Genomic DNA, 16,792 nt, shown 5'->3' with positions numbered 1-16,792 from the left:
ATGGAAGTCCACAATGTTGAAATCGTTATGAGTGCGGTTAGTCCTAGTCAGTATCCAACTGATGGACAGCCGGAATTTGCCTTGGTTGGCCGTTCCAATGTGGGGAAGTCTTCTTTGACCAATACCCTAATTAATCGTAAGGGCTTGGCCCGGACTTCATCTCAGCCTGGAAAAACCCAGACGTTGAATTTCTACCATGTTGAAGAGACTTTCTATTTTGTTGATGTGCCTGGTTATGGCTATGCCAAAGTATCTAAGAAAAAGCGTGAAGCCTTTGGTCAAATGATTGAAACTTACATCTCAACGCGTAAGCAGCTGCGTGGGGTAATTGCTTTAGTTGATGCTCGGCACGCTCCTAGCCAAGAAGACGTGATGATGTACCAATGGCTGGATTATTATAATATACCAATTTTAGTAGTTGCTACTAAATCAGATAAAATTGCTCGTGGTAAGTTTAATCAAGCTGAATCAATTATTAAAAAGGCTTTAGAATTTAATCCTGAAAATAGCACATTTCAATTCTTTTCTTCACAAACTAAGGCTGGTAAGGATGAAGTTTGGCAGTGGATTGAATCCCATATGTAATTAAATATATAAACTATACCATTGTTTATTTAGGATAAGTGAGTACAATAGAATCTAGGAGGTTGTTGAAATGTCAGAAAATACAGCAATTTTTGCCGGAGGATGTTTCTGGTGCATGGTCGAACCCTTTGATAGTCTACCTGGGATCATTAAGGTTCGTTCGGGTTACACTGGGGGACATGTACCCAATCCGACCTATGAACAAGTTTGCAGTCATACCACTGGGCATACTGAAGCGGTCAAAGTTTGGTTTGACCCTGAGATTATTTCCTACCGTCAATTGGTAGATTTGTATTGGCAAGTCGCTGATCCAACCGATGCGATGGGGCAGTTCCAAGACCGTGGCGATAACTATCGTCCTGTGATTTTTGTTAATAGTCCTCAGCAACGGGAAGTGGCGGAAGAATCAAAGCAAGACTTAGCCACTTCACAACGTTTCGATGACCCAATCGTAACAACTATTGAGGATGCTCAGCCGTTTTATGATGCTGAAGAGTATCACCAAGACTTCTATAAAAAAGATCCTTTACGTGAAGCAGCCATGATGGCACCGCGGGTTCGCTATCAGGAAAAGTATTGGGAGGATAAGCAATGACCAAATATTCTCAAGATGAACTTAAGCAACGACTGACGCCGGAACAATATGATGTGACGCAAAACGCCGCTACAGAACGACCTTTTACTGGTAAATATGACCAGTGGTGGGATGATGGTATTTTTGTCGATGTTGTCAGTGGAGAACCTTTATTTTCTTCAACCGATAAATATGACTCTGGTTGTGGTTGGCCCGCTTTTACTAAAGGAATTAATGATTTAGCTGAATCAACTGACCATTCCTTTGGGATGACTAGAACTGAGGTTCGCTCTAAAGAAGCCGGTTCTCATTTGGGGCATGTCTTTCCCGATGGTCCCGCAGAGCAAGGTGGTCTGCGTTATTGCATTAACTCAGCTAGTCTACGTTTCATTCCTAAAGCTGATTTGCAAAAAGAAGGTTATGGAAAGTATTTGACTTTATTTGAATAATAATCATGGTGGAAAAGTCCAACGGTCGTTGGGCTTTTTCAATTTGGTAAAAATGTTACAATAGGGACATTGAAAATCGTTAAATAAGATAAATCGTTGGATGAGGTTATGGTTGAAACGAGTAATTTAGTCAAGGATAATTTAACTGGTAACAGAATTGGCGTCTTTTTTGGTACTTTGGCGCCCATGCACATTGGACATCAGGCTGAAATTTATAAGGCGGCGGCCTTAAACGACGGTGTGGTAGTCATTGTGTCGGGCTATACCGGTGATCGGGGCGATAAAATTGGCCTACCGGTCGAAAAAAGATTTCGCTATGTGCGCGAAGCCTTTAATGATGAACCTAGTATTAAGGTTGATTACATCAATGAAGACCATATTCCGGTCATGCCGGGCGGCTGGACGGAATGGACGCGTCTTTTAACAGAAACTATCCAGCGTAACATCGTAAATCCGGATGCCCAGGTAACGTTGTACACCGGGGAACCCGAGTACCAAGCTAAATTACAAGAATTACTACCCGATAATGGCCGTTTTCAGGTTAGTTTAATGGATCGAACGATTTTACGAGTATCAGCCACGGCTATTCGTAAAGATCCGATGGCTAACTGGGACTATATTAATCGAGTTTTTCGACGGCACTTTGCCCATAAAATTACCATCATGGGGGCGCCTAATACGGGAAAATCAACGCTAGTTCGGCGCTTAGCCCGTACTAGTAATTCGCCTTTTTCAGATGAATATGCCCGACACTATCAAGAAGAATCCAATGTTTGTGACGATGAGTTGATTCTAAAAGATTATATTCGAATTATTCAAGGCCAATATGATGCCAATTCTAATGAAATTAATTCGCCAGCCAATAACGGCTTAACTTTTTTTGATACAGATGCCATGGTAACAATGGCTGAAGCCCATATTTTTTTACCAGCAGCCGATAATGAGCAGCTCAAGGCTTTGTTTGATAATACAATCAAAGAAGAGGAAATTGATTTAATTTTGGTGATTCCGCCTTTTGAACAAGAAGGAGTCGACAGGGCCTTACAGGAACGTTTTCATCAGGAATTGCTTAAAATTATTGAACAATATGGTTTTAGTGATAAATTAGTGATTTTAGATCGGCCTGGTAATCATGAAGATCGATATGGTTATTATGCCCGTTATTTACAAGCGTTAGATGCTATCCAAGATCGTTTGGGCATTAATTTAAAGCATATTTAAAAAGTAGGACCAACATTTTGTTGGTTTTTATTTTATCAATTAATACCAATTCAAAGGTAGAAAGGACGCAAATATGAATTCAAGCTATGCGCAGGTCATTGTGGATGTGCCCACACAGCAAACCAATCAACCCTATACTTATGCGATTCCAACCGATTTGCTTGATTTAGTGCAAGTGGGGATGCGTGTGAAAGTGCCCTTTGGGAAACGGGATTTAATGGGCTTTGTGGTGGATTTAACCGATCAAAAACCAGCGGATAATGTTCAAATTAAAGCCATTCAATCCGTCATGGATTTGGTACCCGTACTTAATGCAGAATTACTGGCCTTATCGGCACAACTAGCCCAAGATGTTTTTGCCTTTCGAATTTCAGTATTGAAAACGATTTTACCCAATGCCCTTAGTGCTACTTATCAATATTTAATTCAGCTTCAGCCGACCTTTAGGTTGAATGATGACAGCCAATTTTTACAAGCATTAGATCAGCAAGTTGTGCAATTAACTGATTTCACTTCACGGCAACGGCGTTTAATTTCAACCCTACATCAGCAAGGACAGCTAACGGTGGAAATGCTTATTCAAGATCGTCTAGGTGTTAAAACGCAACGAGCCTATCAAATTACGGCTGACGATGACTTGCTGGTTCAAGCCCAACAACAATTGCGAGCCAATGCTCATCAGCAAGCCCAACTCTTAGCTTTTGCTCGACAAAATTTAGGCCAAGTATTCACCCAAAAAGAGTTAGTAGAAATGACTGATTTGAGCTCAGCGACTTTACGGGCCGGCGTGAGTAAAGAATGGCTACAAGTCTTGGCGGTTGAAAAGCTACGCCGTCCGCTTGAAACTTTGAATCCGGATCGTGAAGCTAATTTAACCTTGAATGACCAACAAAAACAGGCCTTTGAACAAATAATAACTGCCCATCAAAGCCATACTTATCAACCGTTTTTATTAGAGGGAATTACTGGTTCGGGTAAAACCGAAGTTTATTTACAAGCAGCCCAGCAGGTCGTTCAAGATGGCCGGACGGTCTTATTTTTAGTGCCTGAAATCGCTTTAACCCCCCAGATGATTCGGCGGGTCAGTGCCCGCTTTGGGCCAAGTGTGGCCGTTTTGCACTCGGGCTTGAGTGAGGGTGAGCGTTACGATGAATGGCGGCGAATTCAACGTGGTGATGTAAAGGTGGTAGTCGGGGCTCGTTCAGCAGTTTTTGCTCCCTTGACTAATATTGGTCTCATCATTGTCGATGAAGAACATGAAGTCAGCTATCAACAACAGGATAATCCACGTTATAATGCCCGTCAGGTAGCGCTTTGGCGGGGAGAGTATCATCAGGCACCCGTTATTTTAGGATCCGCTACGCCATCATTAGAAAGTCGTGCCCGCGCCCAAAAAGGCCTTTATCAACTACTAATGCTAACGAAACGAGCTGGGGATGCGCATTTACCAACCGTTCAAGTGGTTGATATGCGGGAGAGTTTAGCAGGTAGTCAGGAAACTAATTTTTCACCCGAATTAAAGCAAAAAATAATTGAGCGCCTTCAGGCCCATCAGCAGGTAGTTTTGCTGCTGAATCGGCGCGGCTTTTCTAGCTTTGTGATGTGTCGTGACTGTGGTTACGTTCCTCGGGATCCCAACTGTAACCTAGCCATGACCTTGCATTTAGATAGCCATTGTTTGAAATGTCACTATTGTGGTTATCAAACGGCCATTCCGCATCGATGTCCTCAGTGTCAATCCAATCGCATTCGTTATTATGGTACGGGGACTGAAAAAGTAGCCATGGAGCTAGAAAAAATACTTCCCGAGGCCCGGGTAATTCGCCTAGATCAAGATACAACTCGAAAAAAGGGGAGTTTAGCCAAAGCCTTACAAGATTTTGGTCAGCAAAAGGCTGATATTTTGCTGGGAACGCAAATGGTGGCCAAGGGACTGGATTTTCCAAATGTTACTCTAGTAGGCGTTTTAAATGCTGATACGGCCTTAGGTTTACCTGATTTTCATGCTAGTGAGCGGACCTTTCAGTTATTAACCCAGGTTAGTGGTCGGGCTGGTCGGGGTCAAACGGCCGGAGAAGTGGTCGTTCAAACCTTTAATCCAGAGCATTATGCGATTACTTTTGCACAAAAACATGATTACGAAGGCTTTTATCGCTACGAAATGCGATTGCGTCAAATCGGACAATATCCGCCTTATTACTACACAATTCAAATTCAAACGAGTGATTTGGATGAAAATGTGGTGGCCGTGCATACGGCTCAAATTACCCGTTGGTTAAAAAGTCAACTCAATAGAGACGTGATTATTCTGGGTCCTTCGCCCCAGCCAATTGCTAAATTAAAAAAGCGTTACTATTTTCAAATCTTATTAAAGTTTAAAAAACCTCATGAAAATGATGAACTTTTACAAGACCTAATTCAGCGGGCGCAACAAATTAAGGGAAATTTTCAGGTCAACATTGTCCGGAATCCGCTGACATTTATGTAAAGGGAAAAGTTTGGTACAATAACAGTAATTACAGGGGCTCGAAGTCTTTCGAGCCCCTTTCGTTAGTGAGGATAATTATGACATATCGGGTAGTATTTATGGGCACCCCCCAGTTTGCAGTTCCAATTTTAGAAGCCTTGGTTGCTAGTGACCATTATGAGATTTTGGCGGTTGTTACTCAGCCAGATCGACCACAGGGACGTAAAAAGACCTTAACTGCTAGTCCGGTTAAGCAAGCTGCTTTAGAACATAATTTACTGGTTTTGCAACCAGAAAAAATTGGTCATTCCGAAGCGATGGATCAAATTATTGCCTGGCAGCCAGATTTTATTATTACTGCAGCTTTTGGACAATTTTTACCGACTAAATTGCTGGATTCAGTTAAAATTGCTGCGGTGAACACCCATGCCTCGCTCCTACCAAAATATCGAGGGGGCGCACCCGTTCACTATGCCATCATGAACGGTGAACAAGAAACTGGCGTTTCCATTATGTATATGGTCAAAGAAATGGATGCCGGCGATGTGATTGATGTCGTCCGGGTACCCATCCAAAATGATGATAACGTCGGTACCATGTTTGAAAAGCTTAGTCTGGCTGGTCGTGATTTGTTAATGGCGACTTTACCTAAGATTGCCAGCGGTCAAATTCAGCCAGTGGCCCAAGACCCAGCAGCGGTGACTTTTTCACCTAATATTAGTCATGAACAACAGCAGTTACACTTTAAAAATGAAACGGCCCAACAATTAGATTGGCATATTCGTGGTTTGTATCCAACGCATCCGGCCTATATGCAGGCTGGCGGACAACGTTTTAAGCTAGTAGCTGTTAAAGTGCTAAAGGAAGCAACTGATCAAGCGGCGGGTACCATTGTTGCCAAAGATAAAAAAACTTTGACGATTGCTGCTGCTAACCATACTCAATTGTCAATTTTGCGTTTACAACCGGCTGGTAAGCCAGCCATGGATATCAGTGCCTACTTAAATGGTGGCGGACGTGATTTAACAGTCGGACAAGCTTGGGTTGAGGATTAAAAATGTCAGTAAAAAAAGTTAACAGTAATAATCCACGTGTCCTAGCAGTGCAAACTTTAAGCCGAGTTAAGGATGGCGCCTATTCCAATTTACAGTTAAACCAAGTGATTAAAAAGCATCAGTTGTCAACAGCTGATCGTTCCTTGCTAACGACTCTTGTTTATGGTGTAATCCAACATCGGTTAACTTTGGCATTCTATCTAGCCCCCTTTATTAATCCGGCTAAAATTGATCCCTGGGTTCGTGAATTATTATATACGGCCTTATTCCAATGGCAGTTTTTAGACCGAGTGCCTAAGCATGCTTTATTTAATGAAAGCATTGAAGTCGCTAAAATTATGGGGCATCAAGGAACCGCCAAATATGTAACGGCTATTTTACACAAAATTGACCGGCAAGGCTTACCTGATATACAGACGATTGACGATTTGACTGAGCGCTTGGTCGTTGAATACAGCGTACCGCGTTGGTTAGTGGAAAACTTAATCAGCCAAGTTGGTCAGTCAAAAACGCTTGCCATTTTAAAGAGTATTAATTTAGCACCGAAACAATCAATTCGGGTCAATAGCGCTTTGGCCACTGATGATCAGGTGGTTGCATCCTTAGAAGAAGCCGGTTTAACGGTCGAAAAATCAGCGATTGTACCGCATGCTTATTTGGTAACTGGCGGTCATGTTGCTACTAGTCAAGCCTTTCTAAAGGGCTGGCTAACAATTCAAGATGAAAGTGCCATGCTGCCAGTGGAAAGTATGCAGTTAAATTCGACTGGCCAATCGGTATTAGATGTTGCGGCAGCACCAGGTGGTAAAACCACCCAAATTGCGGCAGCCTTGGGTGAAGCAGGACATGTGTTGGCGCTGGATATTCACCAGCATAAAATTAAGCTGATTTTAGATAATGCGCAGCGTTTGGGTGTGGGAGATCAGGTTAGTGCTCAAATGCTTGATGCTCGTCAAATTCCAGAACAATTAAACCAGCAATTTGATCGTGTTTTGGTGGATGCTCCTTGTTCGGGTTTGGGCTTATTACGGCGTAAACCTGAGATTCGTTATGAAAAAACTTTAGCCGATGTGGAAAAATTAGCGCAACTACAGGGAGAAATCTTAAGTGCAGCTAGTCACATTGTGAAAAAAGATGGTATCATGGTTTATAGTACTTGTACCATTTTGCAGCAGGAAAATGACGATGTTGTGCAGCAGTTCTTAGCGCAACACCCTAATTTTGAACTGCTAGCCACTAAAACAGATTTTAATTTAAAGTCTGACCGTCAAGAAAAAACATTGCAAATTTATCCTGATGATTACCTGACGGACGGTTTCTTTATCGCCACCTTCCAACGCAAGGAGTAATATTCTATGCAAATTGCCTATCAAACGAGTGCCGGACCTTTACGAACCGATAACCAAGACGCTGTTGGTGTTTTTTATAATACTAAAAAAGCCCCACTCATGATGGTAGCTGATGGGGTTACTAGTAATCCCGGCAGTCAGCAGGCTAGTCAAGTAGTTATTCGATACTTAGGCGCGCAATGGGAGATTAGTCATTTTGACGATTTAAAGCAGGTACAAGCATGGCTGGTTAGCCAAGTACACCTAGCAAACCAAGCGGTGATTGAAACTGGTCGCCATCAGCCTGGTGCAGCACAGATGGCGACAACCTTAGTTTTAGCAGTGGTGATTGACCATCAGTTACTCATTGCTAATGCAGGTGATTCCAAGGCCTATATTTTACACAACCACGAATTATCTCAACTGAGTTTTGACCACAATTTAAGAAATGAGTTATCACGAGAACAAGGAAAAGTTTATGATGATTCTTTGCCACAAGGAAATAGCTTAACGCGTTATTTAGGCGTAAATGATCAAGTGGACTTGGAGTTTAATTATGGCAATTTCTTTTTAGAGGATGTCTTATTTTTGACTTCGGATGGTTTATCAAAGGTTCTTAGTGATGATGATATCGTTAATATTATTGAGCAAAGCCATTCGGCTGCCCAGCGAGTTGAAGATTTGATGGCGGCTGCGGTAAAACTTAATGTTTCCGATAATATAACCGCATTGATTGCCCTTGATGATGAGAGTTGATGAGCTAAGCTCATAAAGGATAGAGATTAGAATGCAAGCAGGGACTATAATTGATAATCGATATCGTATCATCCGCCCACTGGGTGGGGGTGGTATGGCCAATGTTTATTTGGCTCATGATCAAAAGCTCAATCGTGATGTGACTTTTAAAATCATGCGAATGGACTTACGTGATCGCCAAAACTTAGTCAAACGTTTTCAACGGGAAGCTCAAGCGGCTAAGGATTTAGTCAATGAACATATTGTTCAAATTTATGGGACTGGTGAATATGATGGCTCCCACTATATGGTCATGGAATATGTCGAGGGGATGGATTTAAAGGAATATGTTTCGCAGCATTTTCCCATTCCTTACCGCCAAATTGTCGACATCATGCTCCAAATTCTAGAAGCAGTCGAAGTTGCCCATGATGCCGGCATTATTCATCGGGATTTAAAGCCCCAAAATATTTTAATTGATGACGATGGTCAAGTAAAAATTACTGATTTTGGGATTGCCGTAGCCAAAGAAAATCAAAATCTGACGCAAACAAATTCCGTTATCGGTTCAGTACACTATATTTCGCCAGAACAAATTGCCGGAGAAAGTGCTTCCGTCCAATCTGATATTTATGCTTTAGGGGTGATTTTATATCAGTTAATTACCAAGCAAGTACCATATGAAGGAGAAACGGCGGCCACAGTTGCCCTGCAGCACACTACCGGCACGATGCCGTCGGTTCGTAATTTTGATCCGACCATCCCGCAACCTTTGGAAAATGTGGTCCTTAGGGCAACCGCTAAAAATCCGGAAGATCGTTATGTTAGTGCCCTAGACATGGCCGATGACTTGCAGACTTGTTTGTCGCCTAGACGCGCCCATGATCCTCGATATGTTCCCCTAGTTGATGATGACACTCGGGTAATTCCGCTAGATGAACTAGAGGATTATAACCTGCCTGAAGAGCAAGAAAAAGCCACTAGTGCAACGGAAGGGGAGAATACTAAACCAGTCGTTGATCAAATTATTGACTATGCTAATCGAGGTTATGCCATTAAAAAGATCGCCGGTCTAGTCGATCGTACCCCCCGTTATGTGCGTAAGGTCCTTAAAGATAATGGTATTAAATTCCATGACAAACGTCGTTGGCTGGTCGGATGTGGACTAGTTTGCTTACTGGGGCTGATTATCTTTTTCATTAATCAATCCCAGAATAACTATGTCAAAGTGCCAGATTTAAGTAATTTATCGCAGAGTCAAGCAACTAGTAAATTGGAAAGCGCCCATCTAGTAGCCGATAATAATGTGACTTATACTACTTCTAAAACTGTTAGTAAGGATGAGGTGATTAAGACCTCTCCTAGTGTAGGAAGTCGGGTAAAGCGTGGAAGCAAGATTCGCCTAATTATCTCAACTGGGGCTGGTAAAATTCGGTTTGGCGATTTTACTGATTCTGATTACGGTGCTACGGCTGCGCAATTAAATGCCCAAGGCTTTACCGTTAAAAAGGAACTAACAACGTCTAATGACGTGCCGGCTGGTAAAATTATCAGTCAATCCATTGAAGCAGGGAGTTTGGTTGATCCAACTGATACGACCGTTACTTTTGTTGTTTCTAGTGGCGTGGCTAAGGTTAGTGTGCCAGATTTTTCTGGTAAAACGCGCAATGATGTCCAGGCCTGGAGCCGGGCCAACAATATTACCGTTTCTTATATATCACAAACTAACCAGGCACCTAAAAATGAAGTCTTAACGCAATCCTTAAGTGCTGGATCAAAAATGTCAGTTGACCAAACTTTAGAAGTAACCATTTCAGATGGACCAGCTTCAGCTAGTTCTGCTGATAGTTCATCCTCAGCTAGCTCTAGTAGTTCCAGTGGGACGAATTCATCTAGTCAAAAGAGCTCAAGTGGCTCATAAATAAATAGTACGAGCTATTGCAGGTTATTACACAGTAATGACCTGCTTTTTATTGCGTCAAACCGTCTATTAAATCTTGGCATGGTATAATAACAGCATGAAAACAGGTAGAATTATACGCTCATTAAGCGGTTATTATGATGTTCAGCTGGCCGATGGTACGGTTGAACGGACCCGGGCTCGGGGACAATTTAGAAAGTCTAAACAAAAACCCGTCGTGGGTGATTTTGTTGATTTTGAAAGTGAAAACGATGAAGGCTTTATTTGGCAAATTAAGGCTCGAGAAAATGAATTGATTCGGCCACTAATTGCTAATGTTGACTTAGCGGTTATTGTCACGGCGGTGCGCCAGCCGGATTTTACGAATAATTTATTGGATCGACAATTAGTTGCTTTAGCAGCTGCTGATGTTCAACCCGTGATTTATTTCTCTAAATTAGACTTATTAGAAGCTAATCAAAGGGCTGATTTTGAACAAGTAGTCCAGTTATACCGTCACATCGGTTATTCAGTCGTCTGTTCTGACCAGGAGCCTTTATCTCAGTTAAAACAATTATTTAAGGATAAAGTAGTCGTTTTTATGGGCCAAACCGGGGCTGGAAAATCCACCCTGTTAAATCAAATTGCCCCAGAGTTGAATTTAACTACTGGAGAAGTTTCTAAGGCGCTTAGTCGTGGTAAACACACGACTCGGCAAGTTTCTTTAATTACGATATCAAGTTATGAGGCCATGATTGCTGATACACCTGGCTTTTCATCTTATGAAGTTTTTGATTTTCCAGTTGAAGACTTGGCTGATTATTTTCCAGAAATGGCAGCCATTAGTGGCCAATGTCGTTTTCGGGGCTGTTTACATTTGAATGAGCCTGGTTGTGCGGTTAAAGCCGCCGTTGAACTTGGCACGATTGCCCCATCACGGTATAATGATTACAAGCTATTTTATAACTTAATTAAGCAACAAAAGCCCCGTTATTCAAGGGAATAGAAGGAAAAGAGGACCTTTCTCATGGCAGGAATTATTGCCCCATCAATTTTAAGTGCAGACTATACGAATTTGGAACGCGATGTCAAAATCGTGGAAAATGCCGGTGCTGAGTACCTACACATCGATATTATGGACGGTAGCTTTGTACCAGCCATTTCTTACGGACCTAACTGGGTCAAGCAGTTGCGTCCTGAGACCAATATGACTTTGGATGTGCACATGATGGTTGTTCATCCAGAAAACTTCATTGACCAATTTGCCGATGCTGGTGCTGACATTATTGGGGTTCATGTAGAAGCCACTCCCCATATTCACCGCGCTTTGCAAATGATTCAAAATCGTGGTGTTAAGGCTGAAGTCGTGATTAATCCTGGAACGCCGGTTAGTGCTATTCAACCAGTTTTGGATATGGTTGACCAAGTCTTGGTCATGACGGTTAATCCTGGTTTTGGTGGACAAAAGTTTTTGCCATCTACTTTGGACAAGATTAGTCAATTGAATACTTATCGGACGATGAATGATTTGAACTTTGATATCGAAGTTGATGGTGGTATTAACAATGAGACGATTCGTCTAGCCTATGAAGCTGGCGCTAATGTCTTTGTTGCTGGTTCTTATGTTTACGATAAGAAGGACCCAGCTGCTAAGGTAGCCCAGTTGATGAAGTTGACTTCTGGATCAGTTGTGACTGACTAATTGAGGAGGGGGATTTGATGCAGGTTAATATTTTAGCAGGCGGTAGCGCAGAACTTTGGCCAACCGATATCTTTGATCAACCCGGTGTATGGATTGGCGCTGATCGTGGTGCTTGGCGCCTGCTAAAGGCTGGGGTTAATTTCCAATTGGCCGTTGGCGACTTTGACTCGCTAAATCCCCAAGAGTATCAATTTTTAAAAGAGCATTTTCAACAAGAAAATATTAAACAAGTCCCCACGGTTAAAGATTTTACCGATACCCAATTGGCCCTTCAAACGGCAATGGGCTTTGATTGTGATTTAATTAAAGTGTATGGTGCTACCGGAGGGCGAGTTGACCATTTGCTTAGTAATTTATGGATTATTAACGAGCCAGTTTTTCAACCGATTGTTGAAAAAGTTCACTTTGTGGATTGCCAAAATGACATCAGTTACTTACAACCCGGTTATAAAACCATTCAGCATATTCCTGGTATGAAATATCTGGGCTTTATGCCGTTGGGTCTAGTTGATAATTTGCATATTATTGATGCCAAGTATACCTTGACATCTGCGGTAAATTGGCCTAAGATGTGGTCATCAAATGAATTTGTCGACGAATTGGTACATGTTAGTTTTGATTCTGGAATTATCATGGTTACCCAGACAAAAGATAGGAGCAGCGATGACAGTAGCAGTAGTAACTGATGCAACTTTTGAGAAGGCCTCCAGTCAAGGGGTTAGTATCACTGATTTTTGGGCTCCTTGGTGTGGCCCTTGTAAGATGCAGTCACCTGTTTTGGACGCTTTGGCGGAGGAAATGACGGATGTCCACTTCTTAAAGATGGATGTCGATCAGAATCCACAAACACCAGCCAATTTTGGTGTTCGGGCTATTCCAACCCTATTGCTTAAAAAGGATGGAGAAGTAGTTGATCGTTTAACTGGTTTCCACAATAAAGAGCAATTGGCAAAGATCTTAGAGAATTATCTATAGTAGCTTGTCAAAGTTCGGCACTTCTGGTAAAATTTATTATTGTTGTAAGAAGAGCGTTTAAGATAAAAGGCTCGCAAAAGGAGGGTTGAACATGGCAAAGGATGCTATTACTGGCGCACGTACACGTTTCGGTAACCAACGTTCACACGCACTTAACTCAAGTCGTCGTAGTTGGAAGCCTAACTTGCAAAAAGTAACGGTTAAAATTAATGGTTCTGCACCTAAAAAAGTTTATTTGACAGCACGGACTTTAAAGGCTGGGTTGAAGAACGGTTCCATTGAACGTGTTTAATGAAAAGTCACTATTCAGTGGCTTTTTTATTTTGTGAATTTATCCTCGAGCTTATCAATAATCGAACTGGTTGAATATGATACAATAGAAGGCAGCAAGTACGGACTGGAAGGAAAATAGGGAATAGTAATATTCCTTATCACTGAAAGAAATGGCAATAAAAATTAAAACCAAAAATGGCGAAATTAACATTGAAAATGATGTTATCGCTAGTATCGTTGGCGGCGCAGCAATTGCTAATCCTGGTGTAGTTGGCATGGCTTCTCGGGCCGCTTTGCGAGATGGAATGGATCAGATTTTAAATCGAGAAACCTACGGTCGCGGAGTGGTTGTCCATCAAAAGAATATTGGCTTGAGTGTTGATGTTTATGTGGTGGCTCAGTATGGGATGCGCTTGGCTGAAATTTCAAAATCAGTCCAAAAAAAGGTTAAGTATAATTTAGACGCTCAATTAGGCGTTCGGGCTGCCGAAGTGAATATTATTATTCAAGGCATTCAAACGGGCGACTATCGCTAGGAAGAAACATGACAAGTAAAAAAGTAACAACCATAACCAATGTCGAATTTGGCAAAATGATTAATGCTGCTGCGGCCATGTTAGCTGCTAATGCTGAAAAAATTAATAAATTAAACGTTTTCCCAGTCCCAGATGGTGATACCGGAACTAATATGAGTTTATCGATGGCTAGTGGTGCTCAGTACGAGCGTGACGCCTTAGATACTCAGATTGGGGCCTTGGCCAAGGCAACTTCTAAGGGATTGTTGATGGGCGCTCGTGGTAATTCGGGCGTTATTTTATCGCAGATCTTTCGTGGTTTTGCCAACAGTGTTGCTGATAAAGATACTATGTCGGCCCGTGATTTGGCTGACGCTTTAATGGAAGCTGCTCAAGTGGCTTATAAGTCGGTGATGAAGCCGACTGAGGGAACAATTTTAACAGTCATTCGTGAAGCAGCTAGTCAAGCTAATCAAAGTGCTAAAGAAACCGATGATGTTGTGGCTTTGATGGCTGCTGTAACCGATGCTGCCCAGACGGCCTTAGACTCAACTCCTGATTTATTACCGGTCTTAAAAGAGGTCGGTGTAGTTGATTCTGGTGGACAGGGACTAGTTTTCGTCCTCCGTGCTTTTTATGAAGTACTTAGCGGCCAGTTTAATGAAGATGAATTGACGGCTCCTGATAATGCCGAACTCGATCGGATGGTTGAAAACTTACATGCCGGTGCTCAGGCGGATAGTAATTTGGATCCAGCTGATATTAAGTACGGTTATTGTACCGAAATTATGGTCGAAATAGCCCGGGGAACAACGTTTGATAAGCAGTTTGATTATCAAGAGTTTTATGATTATTTAGCCCAATTAGGCGATTCTTTGCTAGTCATTAATGATGATGAGATCGTCAAAGTGCATGTTCACACTGAAGATCCAGGATCAGTACTACATTGGGGAACTGAGTATGGTTCTTTGGTCAAGGTCAAAGTGGATAATATGCGTGATCAGCAACAGGCTGTTATTGATGAACAAAAGCGCCAAGATGCCCAGCAAAGTGGTCAGGTGCCTCAAGCAACCAAGGTCCCTGATGTAGCCGTCATCGCTGTTGCCGCTGGAGATGGTGTGGCCGAACTCTTTAGAAGTTTAGGAGTTTATACCGTTATTAGCGGTGGTCAAACCATGAATCCATCAACGGCTGACATTGTACAAGCTATTCAAGAAAGTGGCGCCAAGGCGGCGGTTGTTTTGCCTAATAACAGTAATATTTTCATGGCGGCGGAGCAGTCCGTGGATTTGGCTGGTGTGCCAGTTGAAGTTGTCAAAAGTCGAACGGTTCAACAGGGATTATCGGCTATGTTAGGCTATAACCCTGAAGGTAGTTTGGCAGATAATGCGGCTGAAATGACGGCCTTGTTGGCAGAAGTGAAGTCAGCACAAATTACCCAGGCGGTCCGAGATACTAGCTTGAATGGTCGCGAAATTCAACATGGTGACTGGTTAGGAATTGTCGATGGTGAGATTGAAGTGGTCGGTAAAAAGCTTATGACAGTGGCTACCGACACGATTCAAGCCATGCTAGACGATGATTCCGAGATTGTTACGGTTATCTACGGACAAGATGCTAAAAAACGTGATGCCGAATCATTAATGAAGTGGGTTCAGGATTACGATGAAGATTTAGAAACTGAAATTCATGATGGTAAACAACCGCTTTATCCATTCTTAATTTCAGTTGAATAAAAAAGTGGAACTGTGTAGCGGTTGGAAAATCAATTCCTCCGGCACGGTTCCACTTTTTATTTATCATTTAAAATCACATTAAGCCTAAGGCACTTACGGCGGCGTAAATAACACCACCAACCATGATGAAGACCATTAGAAAAGACATGAAAAGGGTTAAACGATGTAACTTGGTTTTTTCCTTTTTTTGGACCTTGGGAATTGGTCGTTTATCTAATTGTTCCGTCACTTCATCAGCTAACTTTTTATTAATCTTAATTTTTTTTGTATTCGTTGCCATAGCTTTCCCTCACTTAGAATAGTAACATGGTATCATATTATTTTTTAAAATTGAAATTTAGAGGTGTTTATGGATTGGAAATATTGGGCCTTGGGCCTGTTAGGAATTTTAATCTTATTGTACTTTTGTAGGCACTTTTTTCGTACCTGGCGACAGATAACCTTTTTTGATTTAGCCGTATTCCCGAGCTGGATTGCCCTCTATATGACGATGGGATTAGCTTTTGGGGTGTCATATTTACCATTCATCTTAGGAATATGGTTATTTCTTGGTTTGGTTTTTTCTTGGTGGTTATTGGGAAAGGATTGGCCAGTGCATGTTTTTTTTCATAAATATTGGCAATGGTCTGCCTTGGTGGCGATTTTAGCTGAATTAGTAGTTGTGATTGTGGCCATTTATTTAAAAAAATAAAAAAATCTTAAGGACTTAATTAGTTCTTAAGATTTTTTTTATGGTCTCTAATTGAAACTAAGTGGTAAAAAAGTGGAGGAAAGTGGGGGAATGTGGTAAATTAATCTTAGTAAAGCAGAGGAAAGGAGGCGATTCTTATGTTCATGGGAGAATATTCACATACCGTTGATACTAAGGGTCGCCTGATTATTCCTGCTAAATTCCGCCATCAACTGGGGGATAGTTTTGTCATTACTAAGTGGATGGAGCATGCCTTGCGGGCCATGCCCCGCGATGTTTGGGAAAATCTTGAAAAACATTTAAATCAACTACCGATTGGTAAAAAAGAAGCCCGGGCTTTCAAACGCTTTGTCATGGCGGGGGCCTTAGAGGCTGAATTTGATAAACAAGGCCGAATTGTGATCCCCAGTAATTTACGACAGCACGCCCAGTTAGATAAAGATGTGGTCATTACCGGAGCGGGTGATAGCTTTGAAATTTGGAGTAGCCAAAATTGGCAAAACTATACCCAAGCTACTGCTGAAGACTTTGACGAAATTGCTGAAGGTTTGGTTGATTTTGACTTTTAAGGCCTGCATACGAGTAA

At 41.9% G+C, this 16,792-nt stretch carries 19 protein-coding genes; 18 read left to right on the top strand and 1 reads right to left on the bottom strand.

All coding sequences use genetic code 11. The features are described 5' to 3' along the window. The 16 genes from yihA (at position 1) to C7384_RS05040 (ending at position 15,515) form a co-directional block, all read left to right on the top strand. Entirely contained in the window at positions 1–585 is a 585-nt protein-coding gene (yihA, locus tag C7384_RS05115; protein WP_089938724.1) for a ribosome biogenesis GTP-binding protein YihA/YsxC, read from the top strand. A gap of 70 nt (positions 586–655) precedes the next feature. Further along, positions 656–1,180 (top strand): peptide-methionine (S)-S-oxide reductase MsrA, encoded by a 525-nt coding sequence (msrA, locus tag C7384_RS05110; protein ID WP_089938726.1) that lies wholly within the window; start codon positions 656–658, stop codon positions 1,178–1,180. After that, a complete protein-coding gene (msrB, locus tag C7384_RS05105; RefSeq protein WP_089938727.1) occupies positions 1,177–1,608 on the top strand; it encodes a peptide-methionine (R)-S-oxide reductase MsrB in 432 nt (143 codons plus the stop codon). Before msrA ends, msrB begins: the two co-directional genes overlap by 4 nt. 108 nt (positions 1,609–1,716) lie before the next feature. After that, entirely contained in the window at positions 1,717–2,829 is a 1,113-nt protein-coding gene (locus tag C7384_RS05100; RefSeq protein ID WP_089938729.1) for an AAA family ATPase, read from the top strand. A 73-nt stretch (positions 2,830–2,902) separates the two neighbouring features. Next, positions 2,903–5,317 (top strand): primosomal protein N', encoded by a 2,415-nt coding sequence (gene priA, locus C7384_RS05095; protein ID WP_089938731.1) that lies wholly within the window; start codon positions 2,903–2,905, stop codon positions 5,315–5,317. 77 nt (positions 5,318–5,394) lie between these two features. Further along, positions 5,395–6,351: a methionyl-tRNA formyltransferase gene (fmt, locus tag C7384_RS05090; RefSeq protein WP_089938733.1), complete on the top strand. Its 957-nt coding sequence runs from the start codon at positions 5,395–5,397 to the stop codon at positions 6,349–6,351. A 2-nt stretch (positions 6,352–6,353) separates the two neighbouring features. Continuing rightward, positions 6,354–7,700 carry a 16S rRNA (cytosine(967)-C(5))-methyltransferase RsmB gene (rsmB, locus tag C7384_RS05085; protein WP_089938735.1) on the top strand — a complete coding sequence of 449 codons (1,347 nt, stop codon included), beginning with the start codon at positions 6,354–6,356 and terminating at the stop codon, positions 7,698–7,700. Between the two features lie 6 nt (positions 7,701–7,706). Beyond that, a complete protein-coding gene (locus C7384_RS05080) occupies positions 7,707–8,435 on the top strand; it encodes a PP2C family protein-serine/threonine phosphatase (RefSeq protein WP_089938737.1) in 729 nt (242 codons plus the stop codon). A 31-nt stretch (positions 8,436–8,466) separates the two neighbouring features. Further along, positions 8,467–10,335, top strand: a complete 1,869-nt coding sequence (pknB, locus tag C7384_RS05075; RefSeq protein WP_089938739.1) for a Stk1 family PASTA domain-containing Ser/Thr kinase — start codon at positions 8,467–8,469, stop codon at positions 10,333–10,335. A 97-nt stretch (positions 10,336–10,432) separates the two neighbouring features. Then, positions 10,433–11,320 carry a ribosome small subunit-dependent GTPase A gene (rsgA, locus tag C7384_RS05070; protein WP_089938741.1) on the top strand — a complete coding sequence of 296 codons (888 nt, stop codon included), beginning with the start codon at positions 10,433–10,435 and terminating at the stop codon, positions 11,318–11,320. Positions 11,321–11,341: 21 nt separating this feature from the next. After that, positions 11,342–12,016, top strand: a complete 675-nt coding sequence (gene rpe, locus C7384_RS05065) for a ribulose-phosphate 3-epimerase (protein ID WP_089938743.1) — start codon at positions 11,342–11,344, stop codon at positions 12,014–12,016. A gap of 17 nt (positions 12,017–12,033) precedes the next feature. After that, on the top strand, positions 12,034–12,702 hold the full coding sequence (locus tag C7384_RS05060; protein ID WP_089938745.1) for a thiamine diphosphokinase: 669 nt from the start codon (positions 12,034–12,036) through the stop codon (positions 12,700–12,702). Continuing rightward, positions 12,680–12,991 (top strand): thioredoxin, encoded by a 312-nt coding sequence (trxA, locus tag C7384_RS05055; RefSeq protein ID WP_089938747.1) that lies wholly within the window; start codon positions 12,680–12,682, stop codon positions 12,989–12,991. Before C7384_RS05060 ends, trxA begins: the two co-directional genes overlap by 23 nt. A 91-nt stretch (positions 12,992–13,082) precedes the next feature. After that, the gene (gene rpmB / locus C7384_RS05050; protein ID WP_047974341.1) at positions 13,083–13,283 is read left to right on the top strand and encodes a 50S ribosomal protein L28; all 201 of its coding nucleotides are present in this window, start codon (positions 13,083–13,085) and stop codon (positions 13,281–13,283) included. Positions 13,284–13,434: 151 nt separating this feature from the next. Then, a complete protein-coding gene (locus tag C7384_RS05045; protein WP_089938749.1) occupies positions 13,435–13,800 on the top strand; it encodes an Asp23/Gls24 family envelope stress response protein in 366 nt (121 codons plus the stop codon). An 8-nt stretch (positions 13,801–13,808) separates the two neighbouring features. Next, a complete protein-coding gene (locus tag C7384_RS05040; protein WP_089938751.1) occupies positions 13,809–15,515 on the top strand; it encodes a DAK2 domain-containing protein in 1,707 nt (568 codons plus the stop codon). 73 nt (positions 15,516–15,588) lie between these two features. Here the strand turns inward: C7384_RS05040 and C7384_RS05035 are convergent, their stop codons facing one another. Next, positions 15,589–15,795, bottom strand: coding sequence for a DUF4044 domain-containing protein (locus tag C7384_RS05035; protein ID WP_089938753.1), 207 nt, complete (start codon positions 15,793–15,795; stop codon positions 15,589–15,591). 204 nt (positions 15,796–15,999) lie between these two features. Between C7384_RS05035 and C7384_RS08055 the strand changes: the two genes are divergently transcribed. Further along, positions 16,000–16,206: a hypothetical protein gene (locus tag C7384_RS08055; protein ID WP_133240784.1), complete on the top strand. Its 207-nt coding sequence runs from the start codon at positions 16,000–16,002 to the stop codon at positions 16,204–16,206. Positions 16,207–16,343: 137 nt separating this feature from the next. Continuing rightward, a complete protein-coding gene (gene mraZ / locus C7384_RS05025; protein ID WP_089938758.1) occupies positions 16,344–16,775 on the top strand; it encodes a division/cell wall cluster transcriptional repressor MraZ in 432 nt (143 codons plus the stop codon). The last annotated feature ends 17 nt before the right edge of the window (positions 16,776–16,792 follow it).

This window comes from Convivina intestini (assembly GCF_003096575.1).
GTDB classification, from domain to species: domain Bacteria; phylum Bacillota; class Bacilli; order Lactobacillales; family Lactobacillaceae; genus Convivina; species Convivina intestini.
The sequence above is the reverse complement of the archived record's forward strand: the minus strand, read 5'-3'. Positions and strand labels throughout refer to the sequence as shown.

Excerpts from the sequence above, each read along its gene's own strand:
- yihA (WP_089938724.1), top strand. The coding sequence starts at position 1 with ATGGAAGTCCACAATGTTGAAATCGTTATGAGTGCGGTTAGTCCTAGT.
- msrA (WP_089938726.1), top strand. The coding sequence starts at position 656 with ATGTCAGAAAATACAGCAATTTTTGCCGGAGGATGTTTCTGGTGCATG.
- msrB (WP_089938727.1), top strand. The coding sequence starts at position 1,177 with ATGACCAAATATTCTCAAGATGAACTTAAGCAACGACTGACGCCGGAA.
- C7384_RS05100 (WP_089938729.1), top strand. The coding sequence starts at position 1,717 with ATGGTTGAAACGAGTAATTTAGTCAAGGATAATTTAACTGGTAACAGA.
- priA (WP_089938731.1), top strand. The coding sequence starts at position 2,903 with ATGAATTCAAGCTATGCGCAGGTCATTGTGGATGTGCCCACACAGCAA.
- fmt (WP_089938733.1), top strand. The coding sequence starts at position 5,395 with ATGACATATCGGGTAGTATTTATGGGCACCCCCCAGTTTGCAGTTCCA.
- rsmB (WP_089938735.1), top strand. The coding sequence starts at position 6,354 with ATGTCAGTAAAAAAAGTTAACAGTAATAATCCACGTGTCCTAGCAGTG.
- C7384_RS05080 (WP_089938737.1), top strand. The coding sequence starts at position 7,707 with ATGCAAATTGCCTATCAAACGAGTGCCGGACCTTTACGAACCGATAAC.
- pknB (WP_089938739.1), top strand. The coding sequence starts at position 8,467 with ATGCAAGCAGGGACTATAATTGATAATCGATATCGTATCATCCGCCCA.
- rsgA (WP_089938741.1), top strand. The coding sequence starts at position 10,433 with ATGAAAACAGGTAGAATTATACGCTCATTAAGCGGTTATTATGATGTT.
- rpe (WP_089938743.1), top strand. The coding sequence starts at position 11,342 with ATGGCAGGAATTATTGCCCCATCAATTTTAAGTGCAGACTATACGAAT.
- C7384_RS05060 (WP_089938745.1), top strand. The coding sequence starts at position 12,034 with ATGCAGGTTAATATTTTAGCAGGCGGTAGCGCAGAACTTTGGCCAACC.
- trxA (WP_089938747.1), top strand. The coding sequence starts at position 12,680 with ATGACAGTAGCAGTAGTAACTGATGCAACTTTTGAGAAGGCCTCCAGT.
- rpmB (WP_047974341.1), top strand. The coding sequence starts at position 13,083 with ATGGCAAAGGATGCTATTACTGGCGCACGTACACGTTTCGGTAACCAA.
- C7384_RS05045 (WP_089938749.1), top strand. The coding sequence starts at position 13,435 with ATGGCAATAAAAATTAAAACCAAAAATGGCGAAATTAACATTGAAAAT.
- C7384_RS05040 (WP_089938751.1), top strand. The coding sequence starts at position 13,809 with ATGACAAGTAAAAAAGTAACAACCATAACCAATGTCGAATTTGGCAAA.
- C7384_RS05035 (WP_089938753.1), bottom strand. The coding sequence starts at position 15,795 with ATGGCAACGAATACAAAAAAAATTAAGATTAATAAAAAGTTAGCTGAT.
- C7384_RS08055 (WP_133240784.1), top strand. The coding sequence starts at position 16,000 with ATGACGATGGGATTAGCTTTTGGGGTGTCATATTTACCATTCATCTTA.
- mraZ (WP_089938758.1), top strand. The coding sequence starts at position 16,344 with ATGTTCATGGGAGAATATTCACATACCGTTGATACTAAGGGTCGCCTG.